Source organism: Duganella sp. GW822-FHT06D06 (assembly GCF_058799615.1).
Window position 1 is genome coordinate 1 of sequence record NZ_JBXALQ010000023.1, and the last position, 25,294, is coordinate 25,294.

Below are 25,294 nucleotides of genomic sequence, written 5' to 3' on the forward strand. Positions count from 1 at the left end.
GCGCCGGCGGCAGCGCCCGCGGCGGCCGCCGCCGCGCCCGACGCCAGCGCCGATGTCAACGCGCGCGGCGTGTCCGGCCTGAAATAACCCGCAGTTCCCTGCTTACGCTGTACTTCTCGATAGGATTAAGTAAATCATGAAACGATACGCACACTGGGTGGCCGCGGCGCTGCTGATGTTGTCGATGGGCGCCGCCAGCGCCGCCGAACTGCTGCTGGGCGCCGGCGACGTGCTGCGCCTGTCCGTCTACGGCAATCCCGACCTGTCGCTGGAAACCCGCGTCAATGAAGCGGGCGCGATCACCTTTCCGCTGATCGGCCAGGTCGCCGTGGCCGGCCTGTCGCCGGCGCTGGCGGAAAAGAAAATCGCCGGACTGCTCGAGAGCGGCGGTTTTGTGCGCAAGCCGCAGGTCAACCTGCTGGTCACCACCTTGCAAAGCCAGCAGGTGTCGGTGCTGGGCCAGGTCAACCGTCCGGGCCGCTATCCGCTGGAAGGCCGGCGCGGCGTGGTCGACCTGCTGGCGATGGCCGGCGGCATCGCCGCCGACGGCGGCGATACCTTGAGCCTGATCCGCAAGCGCAACGGCAAGGTCAGCAAGGACGTCATCGACGTCATCATGATGGTCCGCGGCGGCGAACTGAGCCAGGATTACGAGCTGGCCGGCGGCGACGTGGTCTACGTCGAGCGGGCCCCGCACTTCTACATCTACGGCGAAGTGCAACGCTCCGGCAGCTTCCGTCTGGAGCGCGCGATGACGGTGGTGCAGGCCTTGTCGGTCGGCGGCGGCCTGACCCCGCGCGGCACCGAGCGCGGCCTGACGATCAAGCGCCGCGACGCCAGCGGCAAGCTGGTGTCGATCGACGCCAAGCACGACGACCAGCTGCAGCCGGACGACGTCGTGTACGTGAAGGAGAGCTTCTTCTAAGCGGGCCGGAACACTGCTCCGGCATGTCGTCACCCTCACGGATGGAAAGTAGCCTATGAATTTTTCCCAGTTTTTACTTATTTTGCGCGCGCGCAAAGTCATCGCCCTGGTCACCCTGCTGGTCACGGTGTTCAGCACGGTCGTGGTCAGCCTGTTGCTGCCCAAGACCTACCGCGCCACCAGCTCGCTGGTGCTCAACTACAAGGGCGTCGATCCGGTCACCGGCATGACGCTGCCCGGCTCGCTGTTGCCCGGCTATATGGCGACCCAGGTCGACATCATTAGCAGCAAGAACGTGGCGGTGCACGTGGTCGAGCGCCTCGGCCTCGACAAGAACGCCGCCGTCATCGAGCAGTTCCGCGCCGCCACCGACGGCCGCGGCACGGTGCGCGACTGGCTGGCCGACCTGCTGCTCAAGAAGCTCGAAGTCGAGCCGGCGCGCGAAAGCAGCGTGGTGTCGATCAGCTTCAAGGGCAACGACCCGCAGTTCGTCGCCGCCGTGGCCAACGCCTTCACCGAAGAGTACCAGCGCATCAGCCTGCAGCTGAAGGTCGAGCCGATGAAGAAGGCCTCGGCCTACTTCAACGAGCAGAGCAAGGTGCTGCGCGACAACGTCGAGGTGGCGCAGAGCCGCCTGTCCAAGTACCAGCAGGAGCACGGCATCGTCAGCGTCGACAACCGCCTGGACGTCGAGTCGGCCCGCCTGAACGACCTGTCGGCGCAGCTGGTCGGCGCCCAGACCCAGGTGGCCGAAGCCAACTCGCGCCGCAGCATGGCGCTCGGCGCCGACGGCGCCGAATCGCCCGACGTCAGCGGCAACCCGCTGGTGCAGAACCTGAAGATTTCGCTCAGCAGCGCCGAGGCCAAGTTCGCCGACATCAGCCAGCGGCTGGAAAAAAACCACCCGAACTACCTGAGCGCGAAGGCCGAGGTGGACAAGATCCGCGCCGACCTGCAGGCCCACATGCGGTCGTCGTCGCACAGCATCGGCAACAACGCCGCCATCCTGCAGCAACGCGAGGCCACCATCCGCGGCGCCCTGACGGCGCAAAAAGACAAGGTGCTGGAACTGAACCGCACCCGCGACGAGATGAATGTGCTGGCCAAGGACGTCGAGAACGCCCAGCGCGCGTTCGACGGCGCCATGCTGCGCCTGTCGCAGACCCGCATCGAGGGCCAGTCCGAGCAGTCCGACATCGCGGTGCTCAACACGGCGGTGGCGCCGATCGATCCGGCCGGCCCCAAGGTCATGCTCAACACCTTGCTGGCGCTGTTCGTCGGCACCGTGATGGGCGTGGGCGTGGCGCTGCTGGTGGAAATGCTGCACCGCCGGGTCCGTTCGCCGAGCGATCTGGTCGATGCGATCGGCGTGCCGGTGCTGGGCGCGATCGACTGGTCCGCGGCGCCGCGCAAGCGTGGTTTGATCAACACTCTCACCGGCCGCCGACTGGCGCTTAAATAATGGACGCGACTATGACTCATTCCGTACAACCCGTGGCGCTGCCGACGGGCGACTCCAGCATCGGCGGCATCCTGCTGGCATCGGGCAAGATTACGCCCGAGAACGCCGAGCGCGTGCTGCGCATGCAAAAGGAGTTGGGCATCCGCTTCGGCGAGGCGGCCCAGCGCCTGGGCCTGATCACCGAGGCCGACATCCAGCAAGTGCTGGCGCGCCAGTTCGACTATCCCTACCTGACCACCGACGACAGCAAGTACTCGAAGAAGCTGGTGGCCGCCTACGAACCGTTCTCGGCCCAGGTGGAAACGCTGCGCGCGGTGCGCAGCCAGCTGATGCTGGGCTGGTTCGCGCTGGGCCACAAGGCGCTGGTGGTGGCCAGCGTCGACCCGAGCGACGGCGCCAGCCTGTTCGCGGCCAACCTGGCGGTGGTGTTCTCGCAGCTGGGCGAACGCACGCTGCTGGTCGACGCCAATCTGCGCAGCCCGCAACAGCAGCAGATCTTCAGCCTGACCGAGCGTCAGGGCCTGTCGGACGTGCTGGCCGGGCGCGCCGACCTGGAGGCGGTGGCCAAGGTCGGCGAGTTCGTCGACCTGTCGATCCTGCCGGCCGGCACGCTGCCGCCGAATCCGCAGGAAATGCTCAGCCGCAGCTCGTTCAGCGGCCTCAACAACAAGCTGGAAAGCCACTACGACGTGGTGCTGTACGACGTCCCGGCCTTCAGCATGGCGTCCGACGCGCTGGCCGTGGCCGGCCGCGCCGGCGGCGTGTTGCTGGTGGTGCGCAAGCACCACACCTCGCTCGACGACATCGCCGCGGTGGCCGAGCAGATGCGGCACACCGGCGCCAAGATCATCGGTTCGGTGCTGGTGGAATTTGATGACTGACATGGCCCCTCCCGTTTGGTCGCGCGCCGGCGTGCGCGACGCCCTGCCTGAATGGGGGGCGATCGCCGCCGGCTTCGCCCTGATGTATCTGCCGACCTTCTACGGCCTGATGACCGGCGCCTGGTCGACCGAGGAGCAGGCGCACGGCCCGATCATCCTGGCCTTGTCGCTGTGGTTGCTGTACCGGCGCCGCGAGCTGCTGCTGACCGGCCCCTCCGTGCGCCATGCGCCGGCGGCGCTGCCGCTGCTGGTGGTCGGCCTGCTGCTGTACGTGCTGGGACGCTCCCAGCAGATCCTGAGCATGGAGATCAGCTCCTTCATCGCCGTGCTGGCCGCGCTGATCTGGTACAAGCGCGGCGGCCGCGTGCTGGGCCAGCTGTGGTTCGCCTTCTTCTTCATGCTGTTCATGGTGCCGCTGCCCGGACCGGTGGTCAGCGCGCTGACCATGCCGATGAAGATGGCGGTGTCCTTCGCCACCGAGCAGATCCTGTTCGCGCTCGGCTATCCGATCGCCCGCAGCGGCGTGATCCTGCAGATCGGCCAGTACCAGCTGCTGGTGGCCGACGCCTGCGCCGGGCTGCAGACGCTGCTCACGCTCGAGTCGCTGGGCCTGTTCTACATGAACGTGGTGCGCACCCCGTCGGCGCTGCGCAACGTCGCGCTGGCCGCGCTGATCATCCCGATTTCATTTACCGCCAACGTGATCCGCGTGATCACGCTGACCCTGATCACCTATTACTTCGGCGACGCGGCCGGACAAGGCTTCCTGCACGGCTTCGCCGGCATGGTGCTGTTCATCAGCGCGTTGGTGCTGATCATCGGCATCGATACCCTGTTGATGATGATCGTCCGCTGGCGTGCCGGCGGCGCGCCCGCCGCCTCTGGAGCCCGACCATGAAACGCAGCACCGTAATCGCACTCCTGTTGGGCGGCAGCATGGCGCTGGCCAGCGTCAGCGCCAAGGTCTTGACGCCGACCCATTACCTGTCGGCGCAGCGGCCGCCGCTCGACCTGGCGGCCATGGTGCCGACCAGCTTCGGCGACTGGCGCGAGGAAATCAACCACCAGGCGGTGGTGGTCAATCCGCAGACCGAGGCGACGCTGCAGAAGATCTATTCGCAGACCTTGTCGCGCGTGTACATCAACGGCGGCGGCGAGCGCATCATGCTGTCGATCGCCTACGGCGGCGACCAGAGCGACACCATGCAGGTGCACTATCCGGAGGTCTGCTACCCGGCCCAGGGCTTCCAGCTGACCGGCAACCGCACCGCCGCGCTGAACGGTCCGCTGGGGGCGATCCCGGTGCGCCGGCTTGAAACCAATCTGTCGCAGCAGCGCTACGAACCGGTGACCTACTGGACCACGGTCGGCGACCGCGCCGTGGTTGGCGGCCTGAACAAGAAACTGGCCGAACTCGATTATGGCCTGCGCGGCGAGATCCCGGACGGCCTGCTGTTCCGCGTGTCGTCGATCGACCGCAATACGGCCGGCGCCTACCAGCTGCACGACGGCTTCATCCTGGCGCTGGCGCAACAGCTGACGCCGGCCGCGCGCCAGCGCCTGATGGGTCTGGCGTGATGATCGGCGCCGCCGTTGGCCGCCGGCTGCGGGCGCGGCTGCGGCCGGCCCCGGCCGCGGCGTTGTACGCGCCGGCCGCCGTCGGCCGCCGCCGCGGCGCCCGCCTGGGCACCGCGCTGCTGGTGCTGTTCCTGCTGCTGTTCGCCGCCTTCGGCGGCTTGCTGGTGGCGCTGTTCGGCGTCGGCGCCGCCGCGCTGGTGCTGGCGGCGGTCGGCGGCGTGCTGGCGTTCGCCATTCCGCTGCGCCATGTGGTGCTGCTGATGCTCGCCTGCACCTTCGTCGTGGTCGGACAGCTGGTGTATTTCGCCCGGATTGAAAAAGCCTTCTGGATCCCGTTCCTGTTCGGCTTTCTGTTGTTGCTGCGCCTGCCCGCGGAAATCATGCGGCGCAAGCTGTCCGATCCCGACCAGGCGCCGTTCCGGCCGCGCATGTCGACCCTGGTGGTGGCCGCGCTGACCGTGTATTTCGCCACCCTGGTGGCGTCCACGCTGATCAATCTCAACGGCCCGCTGCAGGTGTTGCTCAGCGTCCGCGAATATTTCTTCATCTGGGGCCTGTATGCGGTGCTGGTGAGCGGGTTGATCCATCCCCGCGTGCTGGAGATCGGCTGGCGCTGGCTGCCGTGGCTGCTGCCGCTGCAGGTGCCCATCCTGCTGTACCAGCGCTTCGTGGTGGCCGCCCGGCGCGCCAATCTGGGCACCGGCTCGCCGTGGGACGCGGTGGTCGGCGCCTTCGGCGGCGACCCCAACGGCGGCGGCGCCAGCGGCGCGATGGGCTTGTTCATCGTGTTCGTGGTGGCGCTGGTGACGGTGCGCTGGCGCAAGGGCGAACTGCGCGCCAGCCACTGGCTGCTGATCGTCGCCAGCGGCCTGGCCGGGCTGTTGCTGGCCGAGGTCAAGTTCGCGGTGCTGATGCTGCCGGTGATCGTCGCCTTCGCCTTCCGGCGCGAGCTGGCGCTGCGGCCGGTGGCCTCGGTGTTCATGCTGGCGCTGGTGTTTTCGCTGACGGCCGGGGTGTTCGGCCTGTACAAACAGCTGTATTCCAGCAATTATGTCGAGCAACGCTACGGCGGCTACGGCAACGAGATCCTGGCCGGCGCGCTCGACACCCGGGCGCTCGGCGGCGCCCACACCGAGATGGGCCGCGCCGCCGCCATCACCTTCTGGTACCGCGAGCAGGGCAGCGTGGTCGACGCGCTGATCGGCCACGGCATGGGCTCGACCCGCAGCGGCGTCACCGCGGTGGGCGAGGTGGCCGCGCGCTATCCCTACACCGTGGCGCGCTCGTCGCTGGCGGTGCTGTTGTGGGAGGCCGGCCTGATCGGCTGTGGCGCGCTGCTGGTGCTGCTGGCCGGCGCCTACTTCAGCGCCTGCCGGCTGGCGGCCGACGCCCGTATCGCGCCGGCCGAGCAGTCGCTGCTGGCGGCGGTCAGCGCCGGCATCGTGCTGACGGTGGTCGAGTTGCCATACAACACAGACTTCGTGTATTCGGCGCAGATGCAGATCCTGCTGATGCTGCTGCTGGCGCAGATCGCCCTGTCGGCCGGCCGGCTGGCGGCGCGCGTTTCCAACGCGCCGGCCTGAGCCGGCGCGTCCCCGTACTTCTCTGATAGCGGCTCTTCCTTTGAATCATTATTCCAGCGCGCGGGCGAAGCAAAGCCTGCTGCACTTCCTGGTTGGAAAATTCCTGTCGGCCCTGTTGGGGGTCGGTTTCCTGGTGCTGATGGTGCGGCACCTGGCCACCAGCCACTACGGCGCCTATGTGGCGCTGATCGCGCTGCTCGACGTGTTCTACCTGACCACCGGGCTGGGGCTGTCGACCATCGCCCAGCGCTATGTGGCCGAGTTCCGCATGCGGGCCAGCCCCGGCCGCCTGCGCGCCTTCCTCGGCGGCCTGTTCGCGCGCCGCGTGCTGCATTCGCTGGTGTTCGCCGGCCTGCTGTACGCGCTGCACGAGCTGCTGCTGCCGGCGCTGGGGCTGCCGATCCAGGCGCGCCTGTTGCCATGGATGTTGCTGTTGCTGGTGGCGGCGGCCAGCCTGTCCTTCCTCGACGAGGTGCTGGCCGCCCTGCTGATGCAGGGGGTGTCGCAATCGATGGCGATGAGCCGCAACACGCTCAAGCTGGGCGCGGTGGCGCTGGTGTTGTGGCAGGGCGGCACGCTCGACATCGACCTGCTGCTGGCGGTGGAGCTGAGCGCGGTGGCGCTGGCGCTGACGCTGGGATCGGCCATGCTGTACCGGCAGCTGCGGCGCAGCCCGGCCGCGGCCGACGCCGACCCGCACTACCAGGTGGCCGGCATGTGGGGCGTGGCGGGGCGGTTCTACCTGATCCAGCTGATCGGCCAGGCCTATGGCCAGAACGTCGCCAAGCTGTTGATCACCCGCATGCTGGGACTGGCGCAGACGGCGGTCTACGGCTTCGCCCAGTCGATCGCCGACATGCTGGCCAACTACCTGCCGGCGCACCTGCTGGCCGGCTGGCTGCGGCCGCTGATGGTGTCGCGCTACCTGGCCAGCCGGCGCCTCGGCGACATGGTCGATGTCGCCAACCTGGTGCTCAAGCTCAACCTGCTGGGCATCGTGCCGGTGGCGGTGTTCTTTTCCCTGCGCGGCGACCTGTTCGGCGCCTGGGTGACGGCCGGAAAATACGCGCACGCCGGCATGCTGCTGACGCTGGTCACCCTGTTCATCGGCCTGCAAACCGTGCACCTGATGGTGGCGATGATCGCCATGACGCTCGAGCAGGCCAGCTCCAACCTGATCGCCACGCTGGTGTCGGCCGCCAGCCTGCCGCTGGCGCTGCTGATGATCAGCTGGTTCGGCCCCGAGGGCGCCTCGCTCGGCCTGCTGGCGGGCGAATTGATCTGGATCGCCACGGCGGTGCGGCTGCTGGCCCGGCGCGGCTATCCGATCGACTGGGACTGGCGCGGCAGCGCGCGCCTGTTCCTGGCCGGCGCCGCGGCCGCCGCGGCCGGCTATGCGTTGCCGGCCGGCCACGGGCCGGTGCTGTGGCAACTGCTGCTGGCGGCGGCCGTGATCGGCGTCGCGTTTGTTTTGTGCGCCGCACTATTGAAGCCGCTGCGCGATGCCGAACGGGCACTGATTCGTGGCATAATTCCGGCGCGCTTTGTTATTTTGTAAATTATTGCCGAGATCTAGCCCTGCCATGAACCCCATTACCCGCCGTATCGCCGCACTCCTGCCTGCTGCATCGCAACAAGCCGCCCGCCAAGCCTGGCGCGGCCTGCGCGGCCGCGTCCGCCTTCTGGCGGCCTACCGCTACGACTGGTCCAGCTACCAGCGCCATGCCGGGATGTTCCGGCCGCACGCCGCGCCGGTGATCGAGGCGCGCCTGCTGAAGGCCTACCACCGCATCGAAAAAGGCCTGGCGCTGCCGGCGCCGCGGCCCGGCTTCGGCCGCGACGCGGTGGCCGAGGTGCTCGACTGCGTCGAGCGCTACACGCGCCGCTTCGGCGCCACCGCGCACACCATGCGCGCCCTCAACACGCTCGACGAGTATGTGCGCTTCAACCGCGCGCTCGGCGTCGACGTCGGCTGGATGGAGCCGCGCCTGCGCGCGCTGGCCAGCGCCCAGGGGCGCGCCGACACCGAGGGCGGCACGCTGGCCACCAGCCGCGCGCAAATCCACGCCGCCGCGCGCATCGACCTGGAGGCCTTCTTCGCCCACCGCTACAGCGTGCGCAAGTTTTCCGGCGAAGCGGTCGCCGACGCCCTGATCGAACGCGCGGTGCTGATGGCCAAGAAGACGCCGTCGGTCTGCAACCGCGAGTCCGGCTGCGTGTTCGTGGCCAGCGACCCGGCGCGCAAGGCGGCGCTGCTGGCCTTGCAAAATGGCAATAGCGGTTTCGGCGACAGCGCCGACCGCATCCTGGTGATCACCTCGCGCATGGACAGCTTCCTCAGCGTGGGCGAGCGCAACCAATGCTGGATCGACGGCGGCCTGTTCGCCATGAGCCTGATCTATGCGCTGCATTCGCTGGGCCTGGGCAGCTGCTGCCTGAACTGGAGCGTCGAGCCGGCGCAGGACCGCGCGCTCAAGCGGGCCGCCGACATCCCCGACGACCACGCGGTGATCATGCTGCTGGCGGTCGGCCACCTGCCGGAACAATTGCTGGTGGCGCAAAGCCCGCGCCGCGACCTGCACGACGTGCTGCACCTTCTCTAACCTTGGAACCATGATGACGACGATTTATTTCACCGGACAGAACAATTTCGGCAACCGCGGCTGCGAGGCGCTGGTGCGCTCGGCGGTGGCGACCCTGCGTGAGCAGTTTGACAACGCCCGTTTCCTGGTCCCTTCCTTCGACAGCGCGCGCGACGCCGCCCAGTGGCCGGAAGCGGCCAGCCTGGGCGTGCAGTTCGTGCCGGCGCCGGTGTCGCCGTCGAGCTACGTGTGGTGGGGCCGCCTGTGCCGCCGCATCCCGGTGCTGCGCTCGCTGCCCTGGCCGTCGCTGGCCGGGCATGCCGACCTGGAGCAGTACCTGCGCCAGGCCGATGTGGTGATCTCCATCGGCGGCGACAATATCTCGCTCGATTACGGCCCCGAATCGCTGTTCTTCTTCATCGGCGTGGCCGAGCGCGCCATGGCGCTGGGCAAGCGGGTGGCGCTGTGGGGCGCCTCGGTCGGCCCGTTCAGCAGCGACCCGCGCATCGAGCGCCAGGCCGCCGCCCACCTGCGCAAGCTCGACATGGTGTCGATCCGCGAAAGCCACTCGGTGGCCTACCTGAAGTCGATCGGGGTCGAGGCCAATGTGGTGGCCGTGGCCGACTCGGCCTTCGTGCTGGAACGCACGGCGGTCGAGGTGGCGCCGTTCTGGCCGGCCACCGTCGGCGCCGGCGTGCTGGGGCTCAACGTCAGCCCGCTGATTGAAAAAGTCTATGCGCGCAGCGGCCGCAGCGGCTCGGTGGCCAGCGAGACCGCGGCCTTCATCCAGTGGGTGCTGGAGCATACCGAGCTGTCGGTGTTGTTGGTGCCGCATGTGGCGCCCTTGGCCGGCGGCGTCACCAACAATGATGAAATTTATCTGGACGCGGTGCTCAAACAGGTGTTGAATAGCAAGGGTCGTGTGCGGATTGTAAGCACCGGCATGAACGCTTGCCAGTTGAAGGACGTCATCGCGCGTTGCAGCTTGTTCATCGGCGCCCGCACCCACGCCACCATCGCGGCGTTGTCCAGTGCGGTGCCCACGGTGTCGATCGCGTACAGCATCAAGGCGCGCGGTCTGAACCGGGACTTGTTCGGCCACGAGAACTACGTGCTGCCGACGCACGAGGTCAGCGCGCTGACGCTGCAACAGCATTTGTCAACCTTGTTGAAAGAGCAGGACGCGATACGCACCACATTGGCGCAGAAATTGCCCGAATGGAAAGCTAAAGCCAAATTAAGCGCAAAAGTGTTGGCTAAAACCATGCAGACCGTCTGAAGTTTTTCTCTACGCCAAGTTAATATGCTACAGTGAAAGAAGCAAATGCCCCATTTGCCCCTAATTTTCCCGGTATCGCCTATTGATTTGTGCGCAACTCAGCGCCGATCCTCGATCGCTCATGAAGGAGTTGAAATGAAAAAACCATCCCGTTACATCGGTCTGCTCGGCGCGACGCTGTGCGCCGCCGCCGGCATCGCCCAGGCCCAAACCCCGGCCCCGGCCCCGGCCACCTACTTCACGGCCAGCGGCTACGTCCGCGTCGGCCCGACCACCACCTATGTCAACACCGGCGCGTTGGCGCGGGTGCACGACTTCGGCCCGACCGGCGCGTTTTCGGTCGGCCCGACCGCGGCGCGCCTGGCCACGATCCTGGCGGCCAACACCAACGGCGTGCAGACCATCTTGAGCGGCAACAACATCAACAACGGCATCCCCGGCCGCGCCGAGTGGACCCCGAGCGCCGTGATCATGCAGAATCTGGCCAATGAAGGCCAGCCGGGCACGCTGTGCCGGGCGCAGGCGTCGTCGTACGCGGTGGCGCCGGACGTGCCGCTGGTGTGGACGCTGCGCTTCCAGCTGGGCGACGTGGTCGATCCGCGCAAATGGCAGTTCCTGCCGGTCGGCAAGGATCCGGTGCTGTTGTGGCAAGTCAAGCCGCCGACCGCCTCGCCGTCGATCGCGTTCTACGCCGATACCGACAACCTGACGCCAGGCAAGCTGCAACTGGTGTTCGGCGTCACCGATGACACGGTCAATCCGAACAGCACCATCCGCGCCGGCGAAGTGCACGGCCTGTCGGCGGCCACGCCGATCGACGTGCGCATCGAGGCCCAGCTGGACGAAAAGAGCACGGCCGCCGGCGGCAAGGGTTACTGGCGCGTGTGGGTCAACGGCACCCAGGTCGTCAACCGCGTCGGCCCGACCCTGCGCAGCGGCGTCAAGGACGCCCACCAGTGGTTCTTCGGCATTTATCGCTACAACACCACCTGCCCGAGCGCGGTCCCACGCTACACCCGTTGGGAGACGCTGAAGCTTGAGGCGGCCAGATAACAGGGTTTGCATGACCGATACAAAAGTTGTACCGCAAGTCACCATCATCATCAAGGCTCTGAACGAAGAGCAGCGCATCGCCGCCTGCCTGCAGGCGGCGGTGCGCGAAGCGGCCAGCGTCGACGGCGAGGTGCTGCTGGTCGATTCGGTCTCGACCGATAAGACCGTCGAGATCGCCAAGAGCTTTCCGATCCGGATAGTCCAGTTCGCCCACGTGGCCGACCGCGGTTGCGGCGCGGCGGTGCAGCTCGGCTACCAGTTTACCCGTGCCCCCTATCTGTATGTGCTGGACGCCGACATGGTGTTGCAGGACGGTTTCCTGCGCCAGGCGCTGGCCTGCCTGCAGGCCGACGCCGGCCTGGCCGGCGTCGCCGGCAAACTGGTCGACACCCGCCTGCTGACCGCGGCCGACCAGCGCCGCGCGCAGCAGGCCAGCGCGCTGACGCAGGCGCAGACGGTGGCCGAACTCGGTGGCGGCGGCCTGTACCGGCGCAGCGCGATCGAGCAAGTCGGCTATCTGTCGAACCGCTGGCTGGCAGCCTATGAGGAGGCGGAGCTGGGCATGCGGCTGCGCGCGGCCGGCTGGCGCCTGCTGCGCCTGCCCACGATAGGGGTCTTGCACGAAGGCCATCTGGAGAGCAGCTGGACCATGTTGCGCCGCCAGTGGCGCAACGGCCGCGCCAAGGCCGGCGGCGCGTTGTTGCGCGGCGCGCTGGGCCAACCCTGGTTCAGCCGCGCGCTGCGGGTCCAGGCGTTCGCGCTGGCGGTGCCGGTGCTGCACGGGTGCTTGCTGGCGGCGGCGGCGCTGGGCGCGGCGCTGGGCGCCGGCTGGCCGGCCTCGTACGGCGCCGCCTGGCTGGCGCTGTTGGCGCTGTTTTCGGCGCGCAAGCGTTCGCTGCGCGGCGGCGCCTGGGCCTTGCTGGCCTGGCACTACAGCTGTGCGGCGGTGCTGGCCGGACTGTGGCGCGCGGTGCGCGATCCGCGCCTGCCGATCGCCGCGCGCGAACTGCAGTAGCTCAGATCACGCGCCGCAGATAGGGCAGGCGGGCGAGGGCCCAGGTCAGCGCGGCGGCGGCGCCGAAGGCAAACAGGCTCAGTAGCGGTATCGCCAGCCAGGCCGGCCCGCTCAGCGCGCTGATCCGGTGGTAGTGCAACACCTCCAGCACCAGCGGATGGATCAGGTAGATGCCGAACGACAGGCCGCCCAGGTGGCGCGCCAGCCCGGCCGGCAGCGCCGCCGCATGGCGGCGCAGCAACAGCATCACGGCCAGCGACAGCGGGATCACGGTGACGCTCAGATAGCTGTAGAAATACAAGCCCTTGGTCATGCCCAGCGCGCTGCCGGCCAGGTAGCAGCCCAGCGCGGTGAGCAGCGCGGCCGCGGCCGCCAGCGGCGCCGGCCAAGCCGCCGCCGTGCCGCCGGTGCTGGTGGCGATCAGGTGGCCGCTGAGGAAGTACGGCAGATACAGCAGAAACCAATTGATCCACAAGGGCTTGGGCAGGTCGAACAGGACGGTGCAGGCGAGATTGGCCGCGCTCAGGGCAAACAGCGCCGCCGTCAGCGCGCGCAGCGCGCCGCGTTCGCAATGCGCCACCAGCAGCCGCAGATAGGGCGTGGCGAGATACAGTCCGACCAGCATGTACAGATACCACAGGTGGAAGTACGGCGCCCCCTGCAGCACGCTGAGCGCCAGTTCCTGCGCGCCCGGCGAGGTCCCCTTGCTGGCGCCCTTGAGCCAGCGCCAGCCGAGGTAGAACAGCGACCAGAACAGCATCGGCACGGCGATCCGGGCGCAGCGCTGCCGGTAGAACGCCGGCGGCGACTGGCGCTGGCCGCCGGGCAGCAGCAGCGCACCGCTCAGCATCACCATCACCGGCACGCACCAGCGCGCGGCGGCGTCGAACAGATTGCCGGTCCACCACTGCATGCTGCCCCAGCTCGGCGCGCCCACCACCACGCTGGCCGACACGTGCAGCACCACCACCGCCAGCACACCCAGATAGCGGGTGTGGTCTAGCCAGCGGGTGTCGGTTGGGGGCATGGTCGGTCTCCTTCGGGTGGGGTCGCAATAGTATACTGTAGGTCCGCACGATAATGTTTGAGGATTTGCAACATATTGCACCGCAACGTACAATCACGCCTACTCGCGCGGCAGGGCCGCGGTCGCACTCCTGAAAGGAACTACCCATGATTTTGTCCAGCCTGTTCAACTACTGGCGCACCCAGCGCCGCACCCTGGGGTTCGTGACCTGGGTGGCCAGTATCTTCCGCTCGTCGCGGGTGTTGCTGGTGCCGGCGCAGACGCGCCGCCTGGTGGCATTGGACAGCTTTCGCCACTACGCGGCGCGTTCGGTCAAGCCGGAAATCTTCCACCATATGTGCCGGCGCGACTACCTGATCGCCGGCCAGAGCATCGCCGAGCGCAGCGCCTGCGTGCTGGCCCACTACGGTTACGAGGACGCCCATTTCAACGCCGACTACAAGCGCGGCGTCTACCTGGCGCCGGAGGGGCTCATCCTGTGGAGCAAGACCGTGGGCGAGACCGTCTTCGCGGTGCGCCTGGCGCTGGAGGTGAACGCGCCGTCCGAGGGCGACCTGCGGCTGACCTTCCTGGTCAATGGCCAGAACCTGCACCGCATCAGCTTCAGCTGGGTCGACGGCGCCATCGCCGGCGCGCAGAATGCCGGGCCGACCCTGTTCATCGGCCGCAACCAGGGGCGCGCGCGCGACGGCAGCAATCTGCACGAACTATTCGAGGCCGCCTTCCCGCAGAATTCGGCCAGCTTCTTCTGCGCCTACGCCTTGCAGGGGGTGGCGCTGGCGGCCGGCCTGTCGAGCGTGCTGGGGGTCAAGTCGACCTCGCACATCGTCTACGACGCCGAAGCCGCCAGCCACTTCGGCAACGCCTATGATGTCTTCTGGACCGGCCTGGGCGGGGTCGAGCAGGCGCGCGGCGCCTACCGCATGGCGGTGCCGTTCTACGCCAAGCCGCTGTCCGAGGTGTCGCCGAAACACCGCAAGCGCTCGGCCAGCCGGCGCGACAACTGGCAGGAAATCTCCGACGCGGTGCAGCAGGGGCTGCGGGCTTACCGCCTGCCGGCGTGATTCGATACTGCGGTGCATCAAAGTTTCTCCTGTGGTAATGCAGTTGTGGTTTACTTAATAAATTTGTGCGACCCGCTTGTTGACAATGGTATATCATATGGCCTGCACCTTGGATGCGGCCGCTGCGTGCCGGCGTCCAGCGCTACTCGTGAATATTGCGATGAATAATATTTTTTGTTGCCTACTACAATGTTGAGGTTATCTGTGAGCGGAAATTCTATTGATATGAGCCGGCCGGTACGTTTCGCCCTGGTGGGTTGTGGACGGATTGCGAAGAACCACTTCGAGGCGATCGCCAAGTTCGGCGAGCAGGCCCGTCTGGTGGCGGTGTGCGACACCAACCCGGAGGCGCTGGCGGCCGCCGTCGCCGGCACCGGCGCGACCGGATTTACCTCGCTGACGGCGCTGCTCGCGGGCAGCGACGCCGACATCGTGGTGCTGGCCACGCCCAGCGGCCTGCATCCGCAGCAGGCGATCGAGGTGGCCCGCGCCGGCCGCCACGTGCTCAGCGAAAAACCGATGGCGACCAAGTTCGACGAGGGCGTCCGCATGGTGCAGGCCTGCCGCGACGCCGGCGTCAAGCTGTTTGTCGTCAAGCAAAACCGCTTGAACGCGACGGTGCAACTGGTCAAGCGCGCGATCGAGCAAGGCCGCTTCGGCCGCATCTACATGAGCACGGTCAACGTGTTCTGGTCGCGCCCGCAGTCCTACTATGACGCGGCGAAGTGGCGCGGCCGTTGGGATCTCGATGGCGGCGCCTTCATGAACCAGGCCAGCCATTATGTCGACTTGCTCGACTGGCTGGTCGGTCCGGTCGACAGCGTGCACGCCTACACCGCCACGCTGGAACGCGACATCGAAGCCGAGGACACCGGCGTGATGAGCCTGCGCCTGCGCCACGGCGGCCTGGCCTCGGTCAACGTCACCATGCTGACCTTCCCGAAAAACCTCGAGGGTTCGATCACCATCCTCGGCGAAAAAGGCACGGTGCGCATCGGCGGCACCGCCGTCAACAAGATCGAGCACTGGGAGTTCGCCGACCAGCAGCCCGAGGACGAGAGCGTCAAGTCCAGCAGCTACGAGACCGGCAGCGTCTACGGCTTCGGCCATGCGCTGTACTACGACAACGTGATCCGTACCCTGCGCGGCGAATGCAACGCCGAGGTCGACGGCTACGTCGGCCTGCGCTCGCTCGAGATCCTGGTGGCGGCCTACCGTTCCGCGCGCGACGGCCAGCGCGTCGGCTTGCCGCTGGTGTTTTAATCATGGCTTACTGGAAGCATGACAGCGCCATCGTCGACGATGGCGCGCAACTGGGCGAGGCCACCCGCGTCTGGCATTTCGCCCACGTGTCGGCCGGCGCCCGCATCGGCTCCGGCTGCGCGCTGGGGCAGGGCGTGTATGTGGGCAACGACGTGCAGATCGGCAATAACGTGCGGATCCAGAACAATGTCTCGGTGTACGACGCCGTGACCCTGGAGGACGACGTGTTCTGCGGTCCCAGCATGGTGTTTACCAACGTCTACAACCCGCGCGCGGCGGTGGCCCGCAAGAACGAATACCGGCCGACCCTGGTGCGCCAGGGCGCGACGCTGGGCGCCAACAGCACCATCGTCTGCGGCAGCACCGTCGGCCGCTACGCCTTCATCGGCGCCGGCGCCGTGGTGCAGCGCGACGTCCCGGACTTCGCGCTGATGGTCGGCGTGCCGGCGCGCCGCATCGGCTGGATGAGCCGGCACGGCGAAAAGCTGGCGCTGCCGGTCAGCGGGCAGGCCGAGGCCGCGTGCCCCGTCACCGGCGACCGCTACCTGCTGGACGGCGACACCTGTCAACTAATCGAAAAAGGAACACCCTCGTGAGCAACGCCATCCCGTTTATCGACCTCAAGGCCCAGTACCAGGCGCTCAAGCCCGCCATCGACGCCGGCATCCAACGCGTGCTCGACCACGGCCAGTACATCATGGGCCCCGAAGTCAAGCAGCTGGAAGAACGGCTGGCCGCGTATTGCGGCGTCAAGCATTGCATCACCGTCGCCAGCGGCACCGAGGCGCTGCTGATCGCGCTGATGACGCTGGGCCTGCGTCCCGGCGACGAAGTCATCACCACGCCGTTCACCTTTGCCGCCACCGCCGAGACCATCGTGCTGCTGGGCGGGGTGCCGGTGTTTGTCGACATCGACCCGGACACCTGCAACATCGACGCCAGCCTGATCGAGGCGGCCATCACGCCGCGCACCCGCGCCATCATGCCGGTCAGCCTGTACGGCCAGGTGGCCGACATGGACCAGATCAACGCCATCGCTGCGCGCCACGGCAACCTGGCGGTGATCGAGGACGCGGCGCAGAGCTTCGGCGCCAGCTACCGCGGCCGCAAGAGCTGCGCGCTCAGCACCTGGGGCGCGACCAGCTTCTTCCCGAGCAAGCCGCTGGGCTGCTACGGCGACGGCGGCGCGCTGTTCACCGACGACGACGCCTTGGCCCTGGCCGCGCGGGAAATCCGCGTGCATGGCCAGAGCCAGCGCTATGTGCACACCCGCGTCGGCGTCGGCGGCCGCATGGACACGCTGCAATGCGCGGTCGTGCTGGCCAAGCTGGACCGGTTCGACTGGGAGGTCGAGCAGCGCCTGCGCATCGGCGCCCGCTACCAGCAGCTGCTGGCCGAGCTGCCGTTGCAGCCGCTCAAGGTGGCCGCCGAGCGCGACTGCGTGTGGGGCCAGTTCACGCTGCAGGTCGACCAGCGCGCCGCCGTGCTGCAGTCGCTGCAGGAGGCCGGCATCCCGACCGCGATCCACTACCCGCGGCCGCTGCACCTGCAGCCGGCCTACGAACAGTACGCGGCCGGCTGCGTGGTGCCGCACGCGGAAGCGGCGGCGCAACGCGTGATGAGCCTGCCGATGAGCCCCGACCTCAGCGAAGCGCAGCAAGACCGCGTGGTGGCGGCGTTGCGCGCCGCGCTGGCGGGCGTGCCTGGTTGATGGTCCAGCCTTTGCGGGTGTTGGTGGTGACCAATATGTATCCGGGGCCGCACAGCGCCACCGACGGCATCTTCATCGAGCGCCAGGTCGAAGGGCTGCGCGCGCGCGGCCTGCAGATCGAGCTCTGCCATGTCGACACGGTGCGCGGCAAGCTGCGCTACCTGGGCGGCTGGTGGCGCGTGCTGCGCGCCTTGCGCGCCGGGCGCTACGACCTGGTGCACGTGCATTACGGGCTGAGCCTGTTGTTCTATCCGCCGCCGCTGGCCTGGCTGTGGCCGACCGTGGTCACGCTGCACGGCTCGGACCTGACCATCGGCTGGCAGCGCCGCATCACGCGCGCGCTGCTGTCGGCGCGCGCCACGGCGGTGACCGTCTCCGAGCGGCTGGCGCAGCTGCTGCGCCGGCCGGCGCGCGTGATCGCCTGCGGCGTCGACGCGCGCCGCTTCGCCCAGGCCGATCCGGCCGCGGCGCGGGCGCTGCTGCGGGTGGCCGACGACGCCACGCTGATCCTGTTCGGCGCCAACCCGAACCGGCCGGTCAAGTGCCATGCCTTGTTCGCGGCGGCGGCGGCGCTGCTGGCGCCGCGCCAGCCGTCCTACCGTTTCGTCACGCTGGCCGATGTGCCGCCGGCCCAGGTGCCGTCGCTGATGGCCGCGGCCGACGTGCTGGTGCTGACCTCGTGGCGCGAGGGCAGCCCGGTGGTGACCAAGGAAGCGCTGTGCGCCGGCACCCGCGTGGTGTCGCTCGACGTCGGCGACGTCCGCGAACAGCTGGCGCCGTTCTCCGGCACGGCGGTGCCGCCGGACCGCGATCCGGCCCGGCTGGCCGCCGCGATCGAAGCGGTGCTGGCGCAGCCGGCGCCGGACCGGGACCAGGCCGCCGCGCGTTTCGACCTGGCGGTCGAAGTGGCGGCGCTGGAACAGCTGTACCGTGAAGTGAGCGGGAGAACCAAGTGAAGATATTGTTTGTGGTGTTGGAAGATTTTCCCGGCGGCGACACGCGCGTGCGGCGCCAGGTGGCGGCGCTGGAGGCGGCCGGCCACCAGGTGCGGGTGCTGTGCGCCAGCGCCTACTCGACCGAGGCGCGCTTCGGCGGCGCGCCCATCGTGCGCACCTGGGTGGCGCGCCGCAAGGCCAGCTCGTTCCGCCGGCGCGCCTTCGAGTACCTCGGCTTCACGCTCGAGGCGTGGCTGCGGGTGGCGCTGATGGCGCTGACGTTCCGCCCCGACGTGGTGCAGGTGGCCAATATGCCGGACATCCTGGTGGCGGCGGCCTGGCCGGCGCGGCTGCTGTGCCGCAGCAAGATTGTGTTCGACCTGCACGACCTGATGCCCGAGCTGTTCAGCGCCAAGGCCAGCGCCGGCAGCCTGACCCACCGCGCCATCGTCTGGCAGGAGCGGGTCGGGGTGCGCCTGGCCGACCGCGTGATGACGGTCAACGGCATGTGCGCGCGCCTGCTGGCCGGGCGCCACGCCGGCGTGACGCCGCTGGTGATCCCGAATGCGCCCGATCCGAAGACCTTCCCGCGGCTGGCGCCGCGGCGCGTGTTCGCCAGCGACGGCGTGCTGCGGGTCGGCTACCATGGCACGGTGGCGGCGCGCTGGGGCCTGGGCACGCTGGTGCGGGCGATCGCGCTGCTGGTGGCCGAGGGCGTGCCGCTGACCCTGGACCTGTGGGGCGGCGGCGAAGGGCTGGAAGACATGAAGGCGCTGGCCGTCCAGCTGGGCGTGCAGCAGCACATCCGTTTCCACGGCCAGGTCAAGATCGACCAGCTGGCGGCGCAGCTGCCGCGGCTCGATGTCTCGGTGGCGCCGTACGATCCCGACCCCTACGTCGAGATCTGCTACGCCACCAAGGCGTTCGAGGCGGCGCTGATGGGCATCCCGGTGGTGGTGTCGGACTTGCCGGGCGTGCGCGAGCAGTTCAGCGCGGCCGCGGTGCGCTATTTCACGCCGGGCGACGCGGCGGCGCTGGCGGCGCAGATCGGCTGGCTGTACCGCCATCCGGCCGCGGCCACGGCCCAGGCCGAGGCGGCGCAGCGGGAAATCGCCGAGCATTTTGACTGGGAAAAGATTGCGCACGACTATGTGGACGCCGTTACGGCATGGCCGGCAACACGCTTGTTGCCGGCGTCCTGAAATTAACTTTGTTTTGGAGTGATGATGAGTACAATCGCAGTGATCGGTCTGGGCTATGTGGGCCTGCCTCTGGTGGTCGAGTTCGGCAAGCTGGGCCCCACCATCGGGTTTGATATTTCGACGGCGAAAGTGGAATCGTGCGCGCGCGGGGTCGACCCGTCGCGCGAACTGAGCGACGCCCAGATGGCCGAGGCGGTGCACGCCAGCTACACGGCCGACCCGTCCCGTCTGGCCGAGGCCGACATCATCATCGTCGCCGTGCCGACCCCGGTCGACCATGCGCACAATCCCGACTTCTCGCCGCTGATCGGCGCCAGCGAAGGCGTGGGCAAGCACATGAAGCGCGGCGCCATCGTCGTCTACGAGTCCACCGTGTATCCGGGCGCGACCGAGGAAGTCTGCATTCCGGTGCTCGAGCGCGCCTCCGGCCTGAAATGGAAGCAAGACTTCTACGTCGGCTACTCGCCCGAGCGCATCAACCCGGGCGACCGCGAACACATGCTGACCAACATCGTCAAGGTGGTCTCGGGCGACACCCCGCAGACGCTGGAACGGGTCGCCAAGATGTACGAGCTGATCGTCCGGCCGGGCGTGCACCGCTGCTCCAGCATCAAGGCGGCCGAGGCTTGCAAGGTGATCGAAAACACCCAGCGCGACCTGAACATCGCGCTGATGAACGAGCTGGCGATCATCTTCGACAAGATCGGCATCGACACCTCCGAGGTGCTCAAGGCGGCCGGCACCAAGTGGAACTTCCTCAAGTTCACCCCCGGCCTGGTCGGCGGCCACTGCATCGGCGTCGATCCGTACTACCTGACCCACAAGGCGGAAATGCTGGGCTACCACCCGCAGGTGATCCTGGCCGGGCGCCGCATCAACGACGGCATGGGCAAGTTCATCGCCGAGCAGACCATCAAGAACATGATCGCCGCCGGCAGCTACATCAAGGGCGCGCGCGTCAACGTGCTGGGCCTGACGTTCAAGGAAGACTGCGCCGACCTGCGCAACTCCAAGGTGGGCGACGTCATCAACGAACTGAAGACCTACGGCGTCGAAGTGTTCGTGCACGACCCGTACGCCGACGCCGACGAGGCCATGCATGAATACGGCGTGCGCCTGTTCGGCTGGGACGAGCTGCCGCGCGCCGACGCCATCGTGGCGGCGGTGTCGCACCGCGAGCTGCTGGCGCTGCCGCCGGAAGACTTCCAGAAAAAGCTGATCAAGGGCGGCGTGTTCATCGACGTCAAGGCCAGCTTCGACGCCGCCGCGCTGGCCGACGTCGGCCTGCGCGTGTGGCGCCTGTAAGGACGGCGATGGCGACGTCCCTGAAGATACTGGTCACCGGCGGTCTCGGTTATATCGGCTCGCACACCTGCGTCGAGCTGTTGGCGGCCGGCCACCAGGTGGTCGCGCTCGACAACCTGGCCAACACCCGCGCCGAGGTGCGGCAGCGGATCGAGCGCATCGCCGGCCAGCCGCTGGTGTTTGTCGAGGCGGACGTGCGCGACCGCGCCGCCCTGGCGGCGCTGTTCGCCGAGCACGCGTTCGACGCGGTGATCCATTTCGCCGGCCTGAAGGCGGTCGGCGAGTCGGTCGAGCAGCCGCTGCGCTACTACGACAACAACGTCAGCGGCAGCCTGGTGCTGTTCGAGACCATGGCGCGCGCCGGCGTCAAGACGCTGGTGTTCAGTTCCTCGGCGACGGTGTACGGCGACCCGGCGTCGCTGCCGATCCAGGAACATTTCCCGCTGTCGGCCACCAATCCCTACGGCCGCAGCAAGCTGATGGTCGAAGAGCTGCTGCGCGACCTGTACCGCGCCGACCCGAGCTGGCGCATCGCGCTGCTGCGCTACTTCAATCCGGTGGGCGCCCACAGCAGCGCGCTGATCGGCGAACAGCCGAACGGCGTACCCAACAACCTGGTGCCGTACATCGCCCAGGTGGCGGCCGGCCAGCGGCCGTCGCTGTCGGTGTACGGCGGCGACTATCCGACCCCGGACGGCAGCGGCCTGCGCGATTACATCCATGTGGTCGACCTGGCGCTCGGGCATGTCAAGACCTTGCCCAAGCTGGCGACAGGCCCGGGCGTCTACACCTACAATCTGGGCACGGGTCGCGGCAACAGTGTGCTGGAAATGGTGCGCGCCTTTGAAGCGGCGAGTGGCCGCGCCGTGCCCTACCAGATAGTGGCGCGGCGCGCCGGCGACATCGCCGCATGTTATGCCGACGCCAGTCTGGCCGAACGCGAACTGGGCTGGAAAGCCGAGCGCGATATCGCCCAGATGTGTGCCGATTCCTGGCGCTGGCAGTCGGCCTCCTCTTGATGACTGAAGGCGGCTAAGCGTGAAAGCAATGATATTGGCAGCAGGAAAAGGGACGCGCGTGCGCCCCTTGACGTACGATTTGCCGAAACCGATGATCCCCATCCTCGGCAAGCCGGTGATGGCCTACCTGATCGAGCATTTGCACAAGTACGGCGTGACCGAGATCATGGTCAACGTCAGCTACCTGCATGAAAAGATCGAAGAATATTTCGGCGAGGGCCACCAGTACGACGTCCAGATCGGCTATTCGTTCGAGGGCTACACCACCGACGACGGCGAGGTCGTGCCGCAGCCGCTGGGCTCGGCCGGCGGCATGAAGAAGATCCAGGAGTTCGGCGGCTTCTTCGACGACACCACCATCGTGCTGTGCGGCGACGCGCTGATCGACCTCGACATCAAGTCGGCCTTGTTCGAGCACCGCCGCAAGGGCGCGCTGGCCTCGGTCATCACCAAGGAAGTGCCGTGGGACAAGGTGTCGAGCTACGGCGTGGTGGTCGCCGACGCCAACGGCCGCATCACCGAGTTCCAGGAAAAGCCCAGCCAGCAGGAAGCCAAGTCCAACTTCGTCAGCACCGGCATCTACATCTTCGAGCCGGAGGTGATCGACCTGATCCCGTCCGGCCAGACCTTCGACATCGGCTCCCAGCTGTTCCCGCTGCTGGCCGAGAAGGGCATGCCGTTCTACGCCCAGACCCGCAACTACAACTGGATCGACATCGGCAGCGTCACCGACTACTGGGAAACCTGCCAGAGCGTGCTGATGGGCGAAGTGGCCCACCTGCACATGCCCGGCATCCAGATCAACGACGGCCTGTGGGTCGGCCTGAACACCAGCATCGACTGGGACGGCACCACCATCGAGGGGCCGGTCTACATCGGCTCCGGCACCCGCATCGAGGCCGGCGTGCACATCGTCGGCCCGACCTGGATCGGCCATGGCAGCCACATCTGCGCCGGCGCCAGGGTGGTGCGCAGCGTGCTGTTCGAATATACCCGGGTGTTAGCAAATGTTTCTCTAGATGAAATGATTGTGTTTAAGGACTATAGTGTCGACCGCGCCGGCGAAATGAAGCACGTGTCCGAGACCGATCCCGACTCGTGGGCGAATGCCCGCGACCGCCGCAGCAAGCGCCGGACGGAACACAGCAATGAACTAACAGATAAGAGAATCAGAGCATGAAAATTTACCCAGTGATCCTGTCGGGCGGTTCCGGCACCCGTTTGTGGCCGTTGTCGCGCGCCGTGCTGCCCAAGCAGCTGCTGCCGCTGGTCTCGGAGCGCACCATGTTGCAGGACACTGCGCTGCGCCTGCACGGCCGGGCGCAGATGATGGCGCCGCTGGTGGTGTGCGGCAACGAGCACCGCTTCCTGGTCGCCGAGCAGATGCGCGAAATCGGCATCGCCCCGCTGGCCATCCTGCTGGAGCCGGTCGGCCGCAACACCGCGCCGGCGGTGGCCGCCGCCGCCCACTACCTGCGCGCGATCGACGCCGACGCCGTCATGCTGGTGCTGCCGGCCGACCACGTGATCGAGAATGTCGACGCCTTCGCGGCCGCCATCGAGCACGCCGCCGCCATGGTGGACGGCGGCGCGCTGGCCACCTTCGGCATCGTGCCGACCGCGCCGGAAACCGGCTACGGCTACATCCGGAGCGGCCAGCCGGCCGCCGCCGCGCACTGCTACAGTGTCGACCGCTTCGTCGAGAAGCCGGACCGCGCCAGCGCCGAAGGCTTCGTCGCCGCCGGCAACTACTACTGGAACAGCGGCATGTTCCTGTTCCGCGCCGACAGCTACCTGAAGGAATTGCAGGAATATGCGCCGGCCATCGCCGGCGCCACCGAGGCGGCGGTCGGCAAGGATTACCGCGACCTCGATTTCTGCCGCCTGGACGAAGCCTCGTTCACCGCCTGTCCGTCCGATTCGATCGACTATGCGGTGATGGAACACACCCGCCACGCCATCGTGGTGCCGGCCGACATCGGCTGGAGCGACGTCGGCTCGTGGTCGGCGCTGTGGGAAGTGCAGCAGCGCGACGCCAACGGCAACGCCACCCGCGGCGACGTCTACCTGGACGACGTTAGCGGTTCGCTGGTGCGCGCCGAGAGCCGCATCGTCGCCGTGGTCGGCGTCAAGGACTTGGTCGTGGTGGAAACCAACGACGCCGTGCTGGTCTGCCACAAGGACCAGGTGCAGCGCGTCAAGAACATCGTCGAACACCTGAAGATCAAGCAGCGCACCGAGCACCTGCACCACACCAAGGTCTACCGTCCGTGGGGGTGCTACGAAGGCATCGACATCGGCGAGCGCTTCCAGGTCAAGCGCATCACCGTCAATCCGGGCGGCAAGCTGTCGCTGCAGATGCACCACCACCGCGCCGAACACTGGATCGTGGTCAGCGGCACCGCGCGGGTGACCTGCGGCGAGCAGGTGACCTTGCTCACTGAAAACGAGTCGACCTATATTCCGATCGGCACCACGCACCGCCTGGAAAACCCGGGCAAGCTGCCGCTGCACCTGATCGAAGTCCAGTCCGGCAGCTACCTGGGCGAGGATGACATCGTCCGTCTGGAAGACGTCTACCAGCGCGCCTGAGTCCGTTCTATTCACGGCGGCCCCGGCCGATGCCGCGCGGCCGCCGTTTTCCCGTCTTGATGTAGGTCGCTTCCTACATCGTCCGCAACATCCTTCCCGCTGCGATTTTCCCTCTGAGCCGCTGCCGGCGGCCGCCGGCTACAGGCGGGCCCAGGCACGCGCGCTTGCCGCGCCGACGCTGCGCCGCGCGAGCGCCATGCTAGGATCATTTGGCAGTTACGAGCAACCGGCGGCAGGCCGGGTCGCCGCCGCCGTCTTTTTTGAGGGAGGTGATCCATGAAGCGACTACCAACAACCTTTGCGGCGCTGCTGCTGGCGGCCGCCGCCGGCATGCCGCTGGCGCACGCGGCCGACATCAGCCAGGGCGTGCAAACCCTGGACTTGGGCAACGGTGACGCCGTGTTCAAGCATGAATATGGCGCCGGCAATGCCGGCAACACGTTCAGCGACCGCTACAACTTCGTCGCCAGCGCCGGCCAGGCGCTGGGCGCGTTCGTGAGCAGCCTGAACCTGGCAGAGCTGGGCCTGGGCGGCGCCAGCTTCGACAGTTTCAAGGTGTATAACTCGGCCGGTTTTTCGCTGGACGGCCTGCAGCAGTCGGCGCCGGACGCCACCGCCGAAGTATGGACGCTGAGCGCCTTCCATCTGGCGGCGGACAACTACTACCTGCTGATCAACGGCACCGTGCGCAACGACGCCGCAGGCAACTACGTCGGCGCGCTGGCGGTCAACGCGGTGCCGGAGCCGACCGGCTACGCCATGCTGCTCGCCGGCGTCGGCCTGCTGGGGTGGCTGGCGCGCCGGCGCGGCGCCTGACA

At 67.7% G+C, this 25,294-nt stretch carries 23 protein-coding genes; 22 read left to right on the top strand and 1 reads right to left on the bottom strand.

Going from position 1 to position 25,294, the window contains the following annotated elements; all coding sequences use genetic code 11:
* Positions 1-136 precede the first annotated feature (136 nt).
* From epsE to AC1RMD_RS28215, 11 genes are all read left to right on the top strand, one after another.
* Positions 137-925: a polysaccharide export protein EpsE gene (epsE, locus tag AC1RMD_RS28165; protein ID WP_492931632.1), complete on the top strand. Its 789-nt coding sequence runs from the start codon at positions 137-139 to the stop codon at positions 923-925.
* 55 nt (positions 926-980) lie between these two features.
* Positions 981-2,387 carry a chain length determinant protein EpsF gene (gene epsF / locus AC1RMD_RS28170; RefSeq protein ID WP_492931634.1) on the top strand — a complete coding sequence of 469 codons (1,407 nt, stop codon included), beginning with the start codon at positions 981-983 and terminating at the stop codon, positions 2,385-2,387.
* Positions 2,388-2,398: 11 nt separating this feature from the next.
* Positions 2,399-3,268 carry a chain length determinant protein tyrosine kinase EpsG gene (epsG, locus tag AC1RMD_RS28175; protein WP_492931636.1) on the top strand — a complete coding sequence of 290 codons (870 nt, stop codon included), beginning with the start codon at positions 2,399-2,401 and terminating at the stop codon, positions 3,266-3,268.
* A gap of 1 nt (position 3,269) precedes the next feature.
* Positions 3,270-4,166, top strand: a complete 897-nt coding sequence (xrtB, locus tag AC1RMD_RS28180) for an exosortase B (protein WP_492931638.1) — start codon at positions 3,270-3,272, stop codon at positions 4,164-4,166.
* Positions 4,163-4,846 carry an exosortase-associated protein EpsI, B-type gene (gene epsI, locus AC1RMD_RS28185; protein WP_492931640.1) on the top strand — a complete coding sequence of 228 codons (684 nt, stop codon included), beginning with the start codon at positions 4,163-4,165 and terminating at the stop codon, positions 4,844-4,846. The genes xrtB and epsI overlap by 4 nt, the downstream gene beginning before the upstream one ends.
* Positions 4,843-6,429, top strand: coding sequence for a hypothetical protein (locus AC1RMD_RS28190; RefSeq protein WP_492931642.1), 1,587 nt, complete (start codon positions 4,843-4,845; stop codon positions 6,427-6,429). Before epsI ends, AC1RMD_RS28190 begins: the two co-directional genes overlap by 4 nt.
* A 40-nt stretch (positions 6,430-6,469) precedes the next feature.
* Positions 6,470-7,987, top strand: a complete 1,518-nt coding sequence (locus AC1RMD_RS28195) for a lipopolysaccharide biosynthesis protein (RefSeq protein ID WP_492931644.1) — start codon at positions 6,470-6,472, stop codon at positions 7,985-7,987.
* Positions 7,988-8,012: 25 nt separating this feature from the next.
* Positions 8,013-9,032 carry a nitroreductase family protein gene (locus tag AC1RMD_RS28200; protein WP_492931646.1) on the top strand — a complete coding sequence of 340 codons (1,020 nt, stop codon included), beginning with the start codon at positions 8,013-8,015 and terminating at the stop codon, positions 9,030-9,032.
* 13 nt (positions 9,033-9,045) lie between these two features.
* Positions 9,046-10,290 (top strand): polysaccharide pyruvyl transferase family protein, encoded by a 1,245-nt coding sequence (locus AC1RMD_RS28205; RefSeq protein WP_492931648.1) that lies wholly within the window; start codon positions 9,046-9,048, stop codon positions 10,288-10,290.
* 135 nt (positions 10,291-10,425) lie between these two features.
* Positions 10,426-11,343, top strand: a complete 918-nt coding sequence (locus AC1RMD_RS28210; RefSeq protein ID WP_492931650.1) for a polysaccharide lyase family protein — start codon at positions 10,426-10,428, stop codon at positions 11,341-11,343.
* A gap of 10 nt (positions 11,344-11,353) precedes the next feature.
* The gene (locus tag AC1RMD_RS28215; RefSeq protein ID WP_492931652.1) at positions 11,354-12,358 is read left to right on the top strand and encodes a glycosyltransferase family 2 protein; all 1,005 of its coding nucleotides are present in this window, start codon (positions 11,354-11,356) and stop codon (positions 12,356-12,358) included.
* Position 12,359: 1 nt separating this feature from the next.
* Here the strand turns inward: AC1RMD_RS28215 and AC1RMD_RS28220 are convergent, their stop codons facing one another.
* Positions 12,360-13,385, bottom strand: a complete 1,026-nt coding sequence (locus tag AC1RMD_RS28220) for an acyltransferase (RefSeq protein ID WP_492931654.1) — start codon at positions 13,383-13,385, stop codon at positions 12,360-12,362.
* Between the two features lie 146 nt (positions 13,386-13,531).
* On the opposite strand from AC1RMD_RS28220, the gene AC1RMD_RS28225 reads away from it, so the two are divergent.
* The 11 genes from AC1RMD_RS28225 to AC1RMD_RS28275 all read left to right on the top strand — a co-directional run bounded on the left by AC1RMD_RS28225 (position 13,532) and on the right by AC1RMD_RS28275 (position 25,292).
* On the top strand, positions 13,532-14,449 hold the full coding sequence (locus tag AC1RMD_RS28225; protein ID WP_492931656.1) for a DUF535 family protein: 918 nt from the start codon (positions 13,532-13,534) through the stop codon (positions 14,447-14,449).
* Between the two features lie 225 nt (positions 14,450-14,674).
* Complete coding sequence (locus tag AC1RMD_RS28230; protein ID WP_492931658.1) at positions 14,675-15,712, top strand: Gfo/Idh/MocA family protein; 1,038 nt, start codon at positions 14,675-14,677, stop codon at positions 15,710-15,712.
* Positions 15,713-15,714: 2 nt separating this feature from the next.
* The gene (locus tag AC1RMD_RS28235; protein WP_492931660.1) at positions 15,715-16,308 is read left to right on the top strand and encodes an acyltransferase; all 594 of its coding nucleotides are present in this window, start codon (positions 15,715-15,717) and stop codon (positions 16,306-16,308) included.
* Positions 16,309-16,316: 8 nt separating this feature from the next.
* On the top strand, positions 16,317-17,423 hold the full coding sequence (locus AC1RMD_RS28240) for a DegT/DnrJ/EryC1/StrS family aminotransferase (RefSeq protein WP_492931798.1): 1,107 nt from the start codon (positions 16,317-16,319) through the stop codon (positions 17,421-17,423).
* On the top strand, positions 17,423-18,379 hold the full coding sequence (locus AC1RMD_RS28245) for a glycosyltransferase (RefSeq protein ID WP_492931662.1): 957 nt from the start codon (positions 17,423-17,425) through the stop codon (positions 18,377-18,379). The genes AC1RMD_RS28240 and AC1RMD_RS28245 overlap by 1 nt, the downstream gene beginning before the upstream one ends.
* Positions 18,376-19,560 (top strand): glycosyltransferase family 4 protein, encoded by a 1,185-nt coding sequence (locus AC1RMD_RS28250; RefSeq protein ID WP_492931664.1) that lies wholly within the window; start codon positions 18,376-18,378, stop codon positions 19,558-19,560. The genes AC1RMD_RS28245 and AC1RMD_RS28250 overlap by 4 nt, the downstream gene beginning before the upstream one ends.
* A gap of 24 nt (positions 19,561-19,584) precedes the next feature.
* Positions 19,585-20,865, top strand: coding sequence for a nucleotide sugar dehydrogenase (locus tag AC1RMD_RS28255; protein ID WP_492931666.1), 1,281 nt, complete (start codon positions 19,585-19,587; stop codon positions 20,863-20,865).
* A gap of 8 nt (positions 20,866-20,873) precedes the next feature.
* Positions 20,874-21,884, top strand: coding sequence for a UDP-glucose 4-epimerase GalE (galE, locus tag AC1RMD_RS28260; protein ID WP_492931668.1), 1,011 nt, complete (start codon positions 20,874-20,876; stop codon positions 21,882-21,884).
* Positions 21,885-21,912: 28 nt separating this feature from the next.
* Positions 21,913-23,064 (top strand): nucleotidyltransferase family protein, encoded by a 1,152-nt coding sequence (locus AC1RMD_RS28265; RefSeq protein ID WP_492931800.1) that lies wholly within the window; start codon positions 21,913-21,915, stop codon positions 23,062-23,064.
* The gene (locus tag AC1RMD_RS28270) at positions 23,061-24,476 is read left to right on the top strand and encodes a mannose-1-phosphate guanylyltransferase/mannose-6-phosphate isomerase (protein ID WP_492931670.1); all 1,416 of its coding nucleotides are present in this window, start codon (positions 23,061-23,063) and stop codon (positions 24,474-24,476) included. Before AC1RMD_RS28265 ends, AC1RMD_RS28270 begins: the two co-directional genes overlap by 4 nt.
* A gap of 276 nt (positions 24,477-24,752) precedes the next feature.
* Entirely contained in the window at positions 24,753-25,292 is a 540-nt protein-coding gene (locus AC1RMD_RS28275) for an FxDxF family PEP-CTERM protein (RefSeq protein ID WP_492931672.1), read from the top strand.
* Positions 25,293-25,294: the final 2 nt, after the last annotated feature.

Coding starts and splice junctions, on each gene's coding strand:
- epsG (WP_492931636.1), top strand. CDS start 2,399: ATGACTCATTCCGTACAACCCGTGGCGCTGCCGACGGGCGACTCCAGC.
- AC1RMD_RS28255 (WP_492931666.1), top strand. CDS start 19,585: ATGAGTACAATCGCAGTGATCGGTCTGGGCTATGTGGGCCTGCCTCTG.
- AC1RMD_RS28265 (WP_492931800.1), top strand. CDS start 21,913: ATGATATTGGCAGCAGGAAAAGGGACGCGCGTGCGCCCCTTGACGTAC.
- AC1RMD_RS28205 (WP_492931648.1), top strand. CDS start 9,046: ATGACGACGATTTATTTCACCGGACAGAACAATTTCGGCAACCGCGGC.
- epsE (WP_492931632.1), top strand. CDS start 137: ATGAAACGATACGCACACTGGGTGGCCGCGGCGCTGCTGATGTTGTCG.
- AC1RMD_RS28245 (WP_492931662.1), top strand. CDS start 17,423: ATGGTCCAGCCTTTGCGGGTGTTGGTGGTGACCAATATGTATCCGGGG.
- AC1RMD_RS28225 (WP_492931656.1), top strand. CDS start 13,532: ATGATTTTGTCCAGCCTGTTCAACTACTGGCGCACCCAGCGCCGCACC.
- AC1RMD_RS28215 (WP_492931652.1), top strand. CDS start 11,354: ATGACCGATACAAAAGTTGTACCGCAAGTCACCATCATCATCAAGGCT.
- AC1RMD_RS28275 (WP_492931672.1), top strand. CDS start 24,753: ATGAAGCGACTACCAACAACCTTTGCGGCGCTGCTGCTGGCGGCCGCC.
- AC1RMD_RS28270 (WP_492931670.1), top strand. CDS start 23,061: ATGAAAATTTACCCAGTGATCCTGTCGGGCGGTTCCGGCACCCGTTTG.
- AC1RMD_RS28210 (WP_492931650.1), top strand. CDS start 10,426: ATGAAAAAACCATCCCGTTACATCGGTCTGCTCGGCGCGACGCTGTGC.
- AC1RMD_RS28220 (WP_492931654.1), bottom strand. CDS start 13,385: ATGCCCCCAACCGACACCCGCTGGCTAGACCACACCCGCTATCTGGGT.
- AC1RMD_RS28230 (WP_492931658.1), top strand. CDS start 14,675: ATGAGCCGGCCGGTACGTTTCGCCCTGGTGGGTTGTGGACGGATTGCG.
- galE (WP_492931668.1), top strand. CDS start 20,874: ATGGCGACGTCCCTGAAGATACTGGTCACCGGCGGTCTCGGTTATATC.
- AC1RMD_RS28235 (WP_492931660.1), top strand. CDS start 15,715: ATGGCTTACTGGAAGCATGACAGCGCCATCGTCGACGATGGCGCGCAA.
- xrtB (WP_492931638.1), top strand. CDS start 3,270: ATGGCCCCTCCCGTTTGGTCGCGCGCCGGCGTGCGCGACGCCCTGCCT.
- AC1RMD_RS28200 (WP_492931646.1), top strand. CDS start 8,013: ATGAACCCCATTACCCGCCGTATCGCCGCACTCCTGCCTGCTGCATCG.
- epsI (WP_492931640.1), top strand. CDS start 4,163: ATGAAACGCAGCACCGTAATCGCACTCCTGTTGGGCGGCAGCATGGCG.
- epsF (WP_492931634.1), top strand. CDS start 981: ATGAATTTTTCCCAGTTTTTACTTATTTTGCGCGCGCGCAAAGTCATC.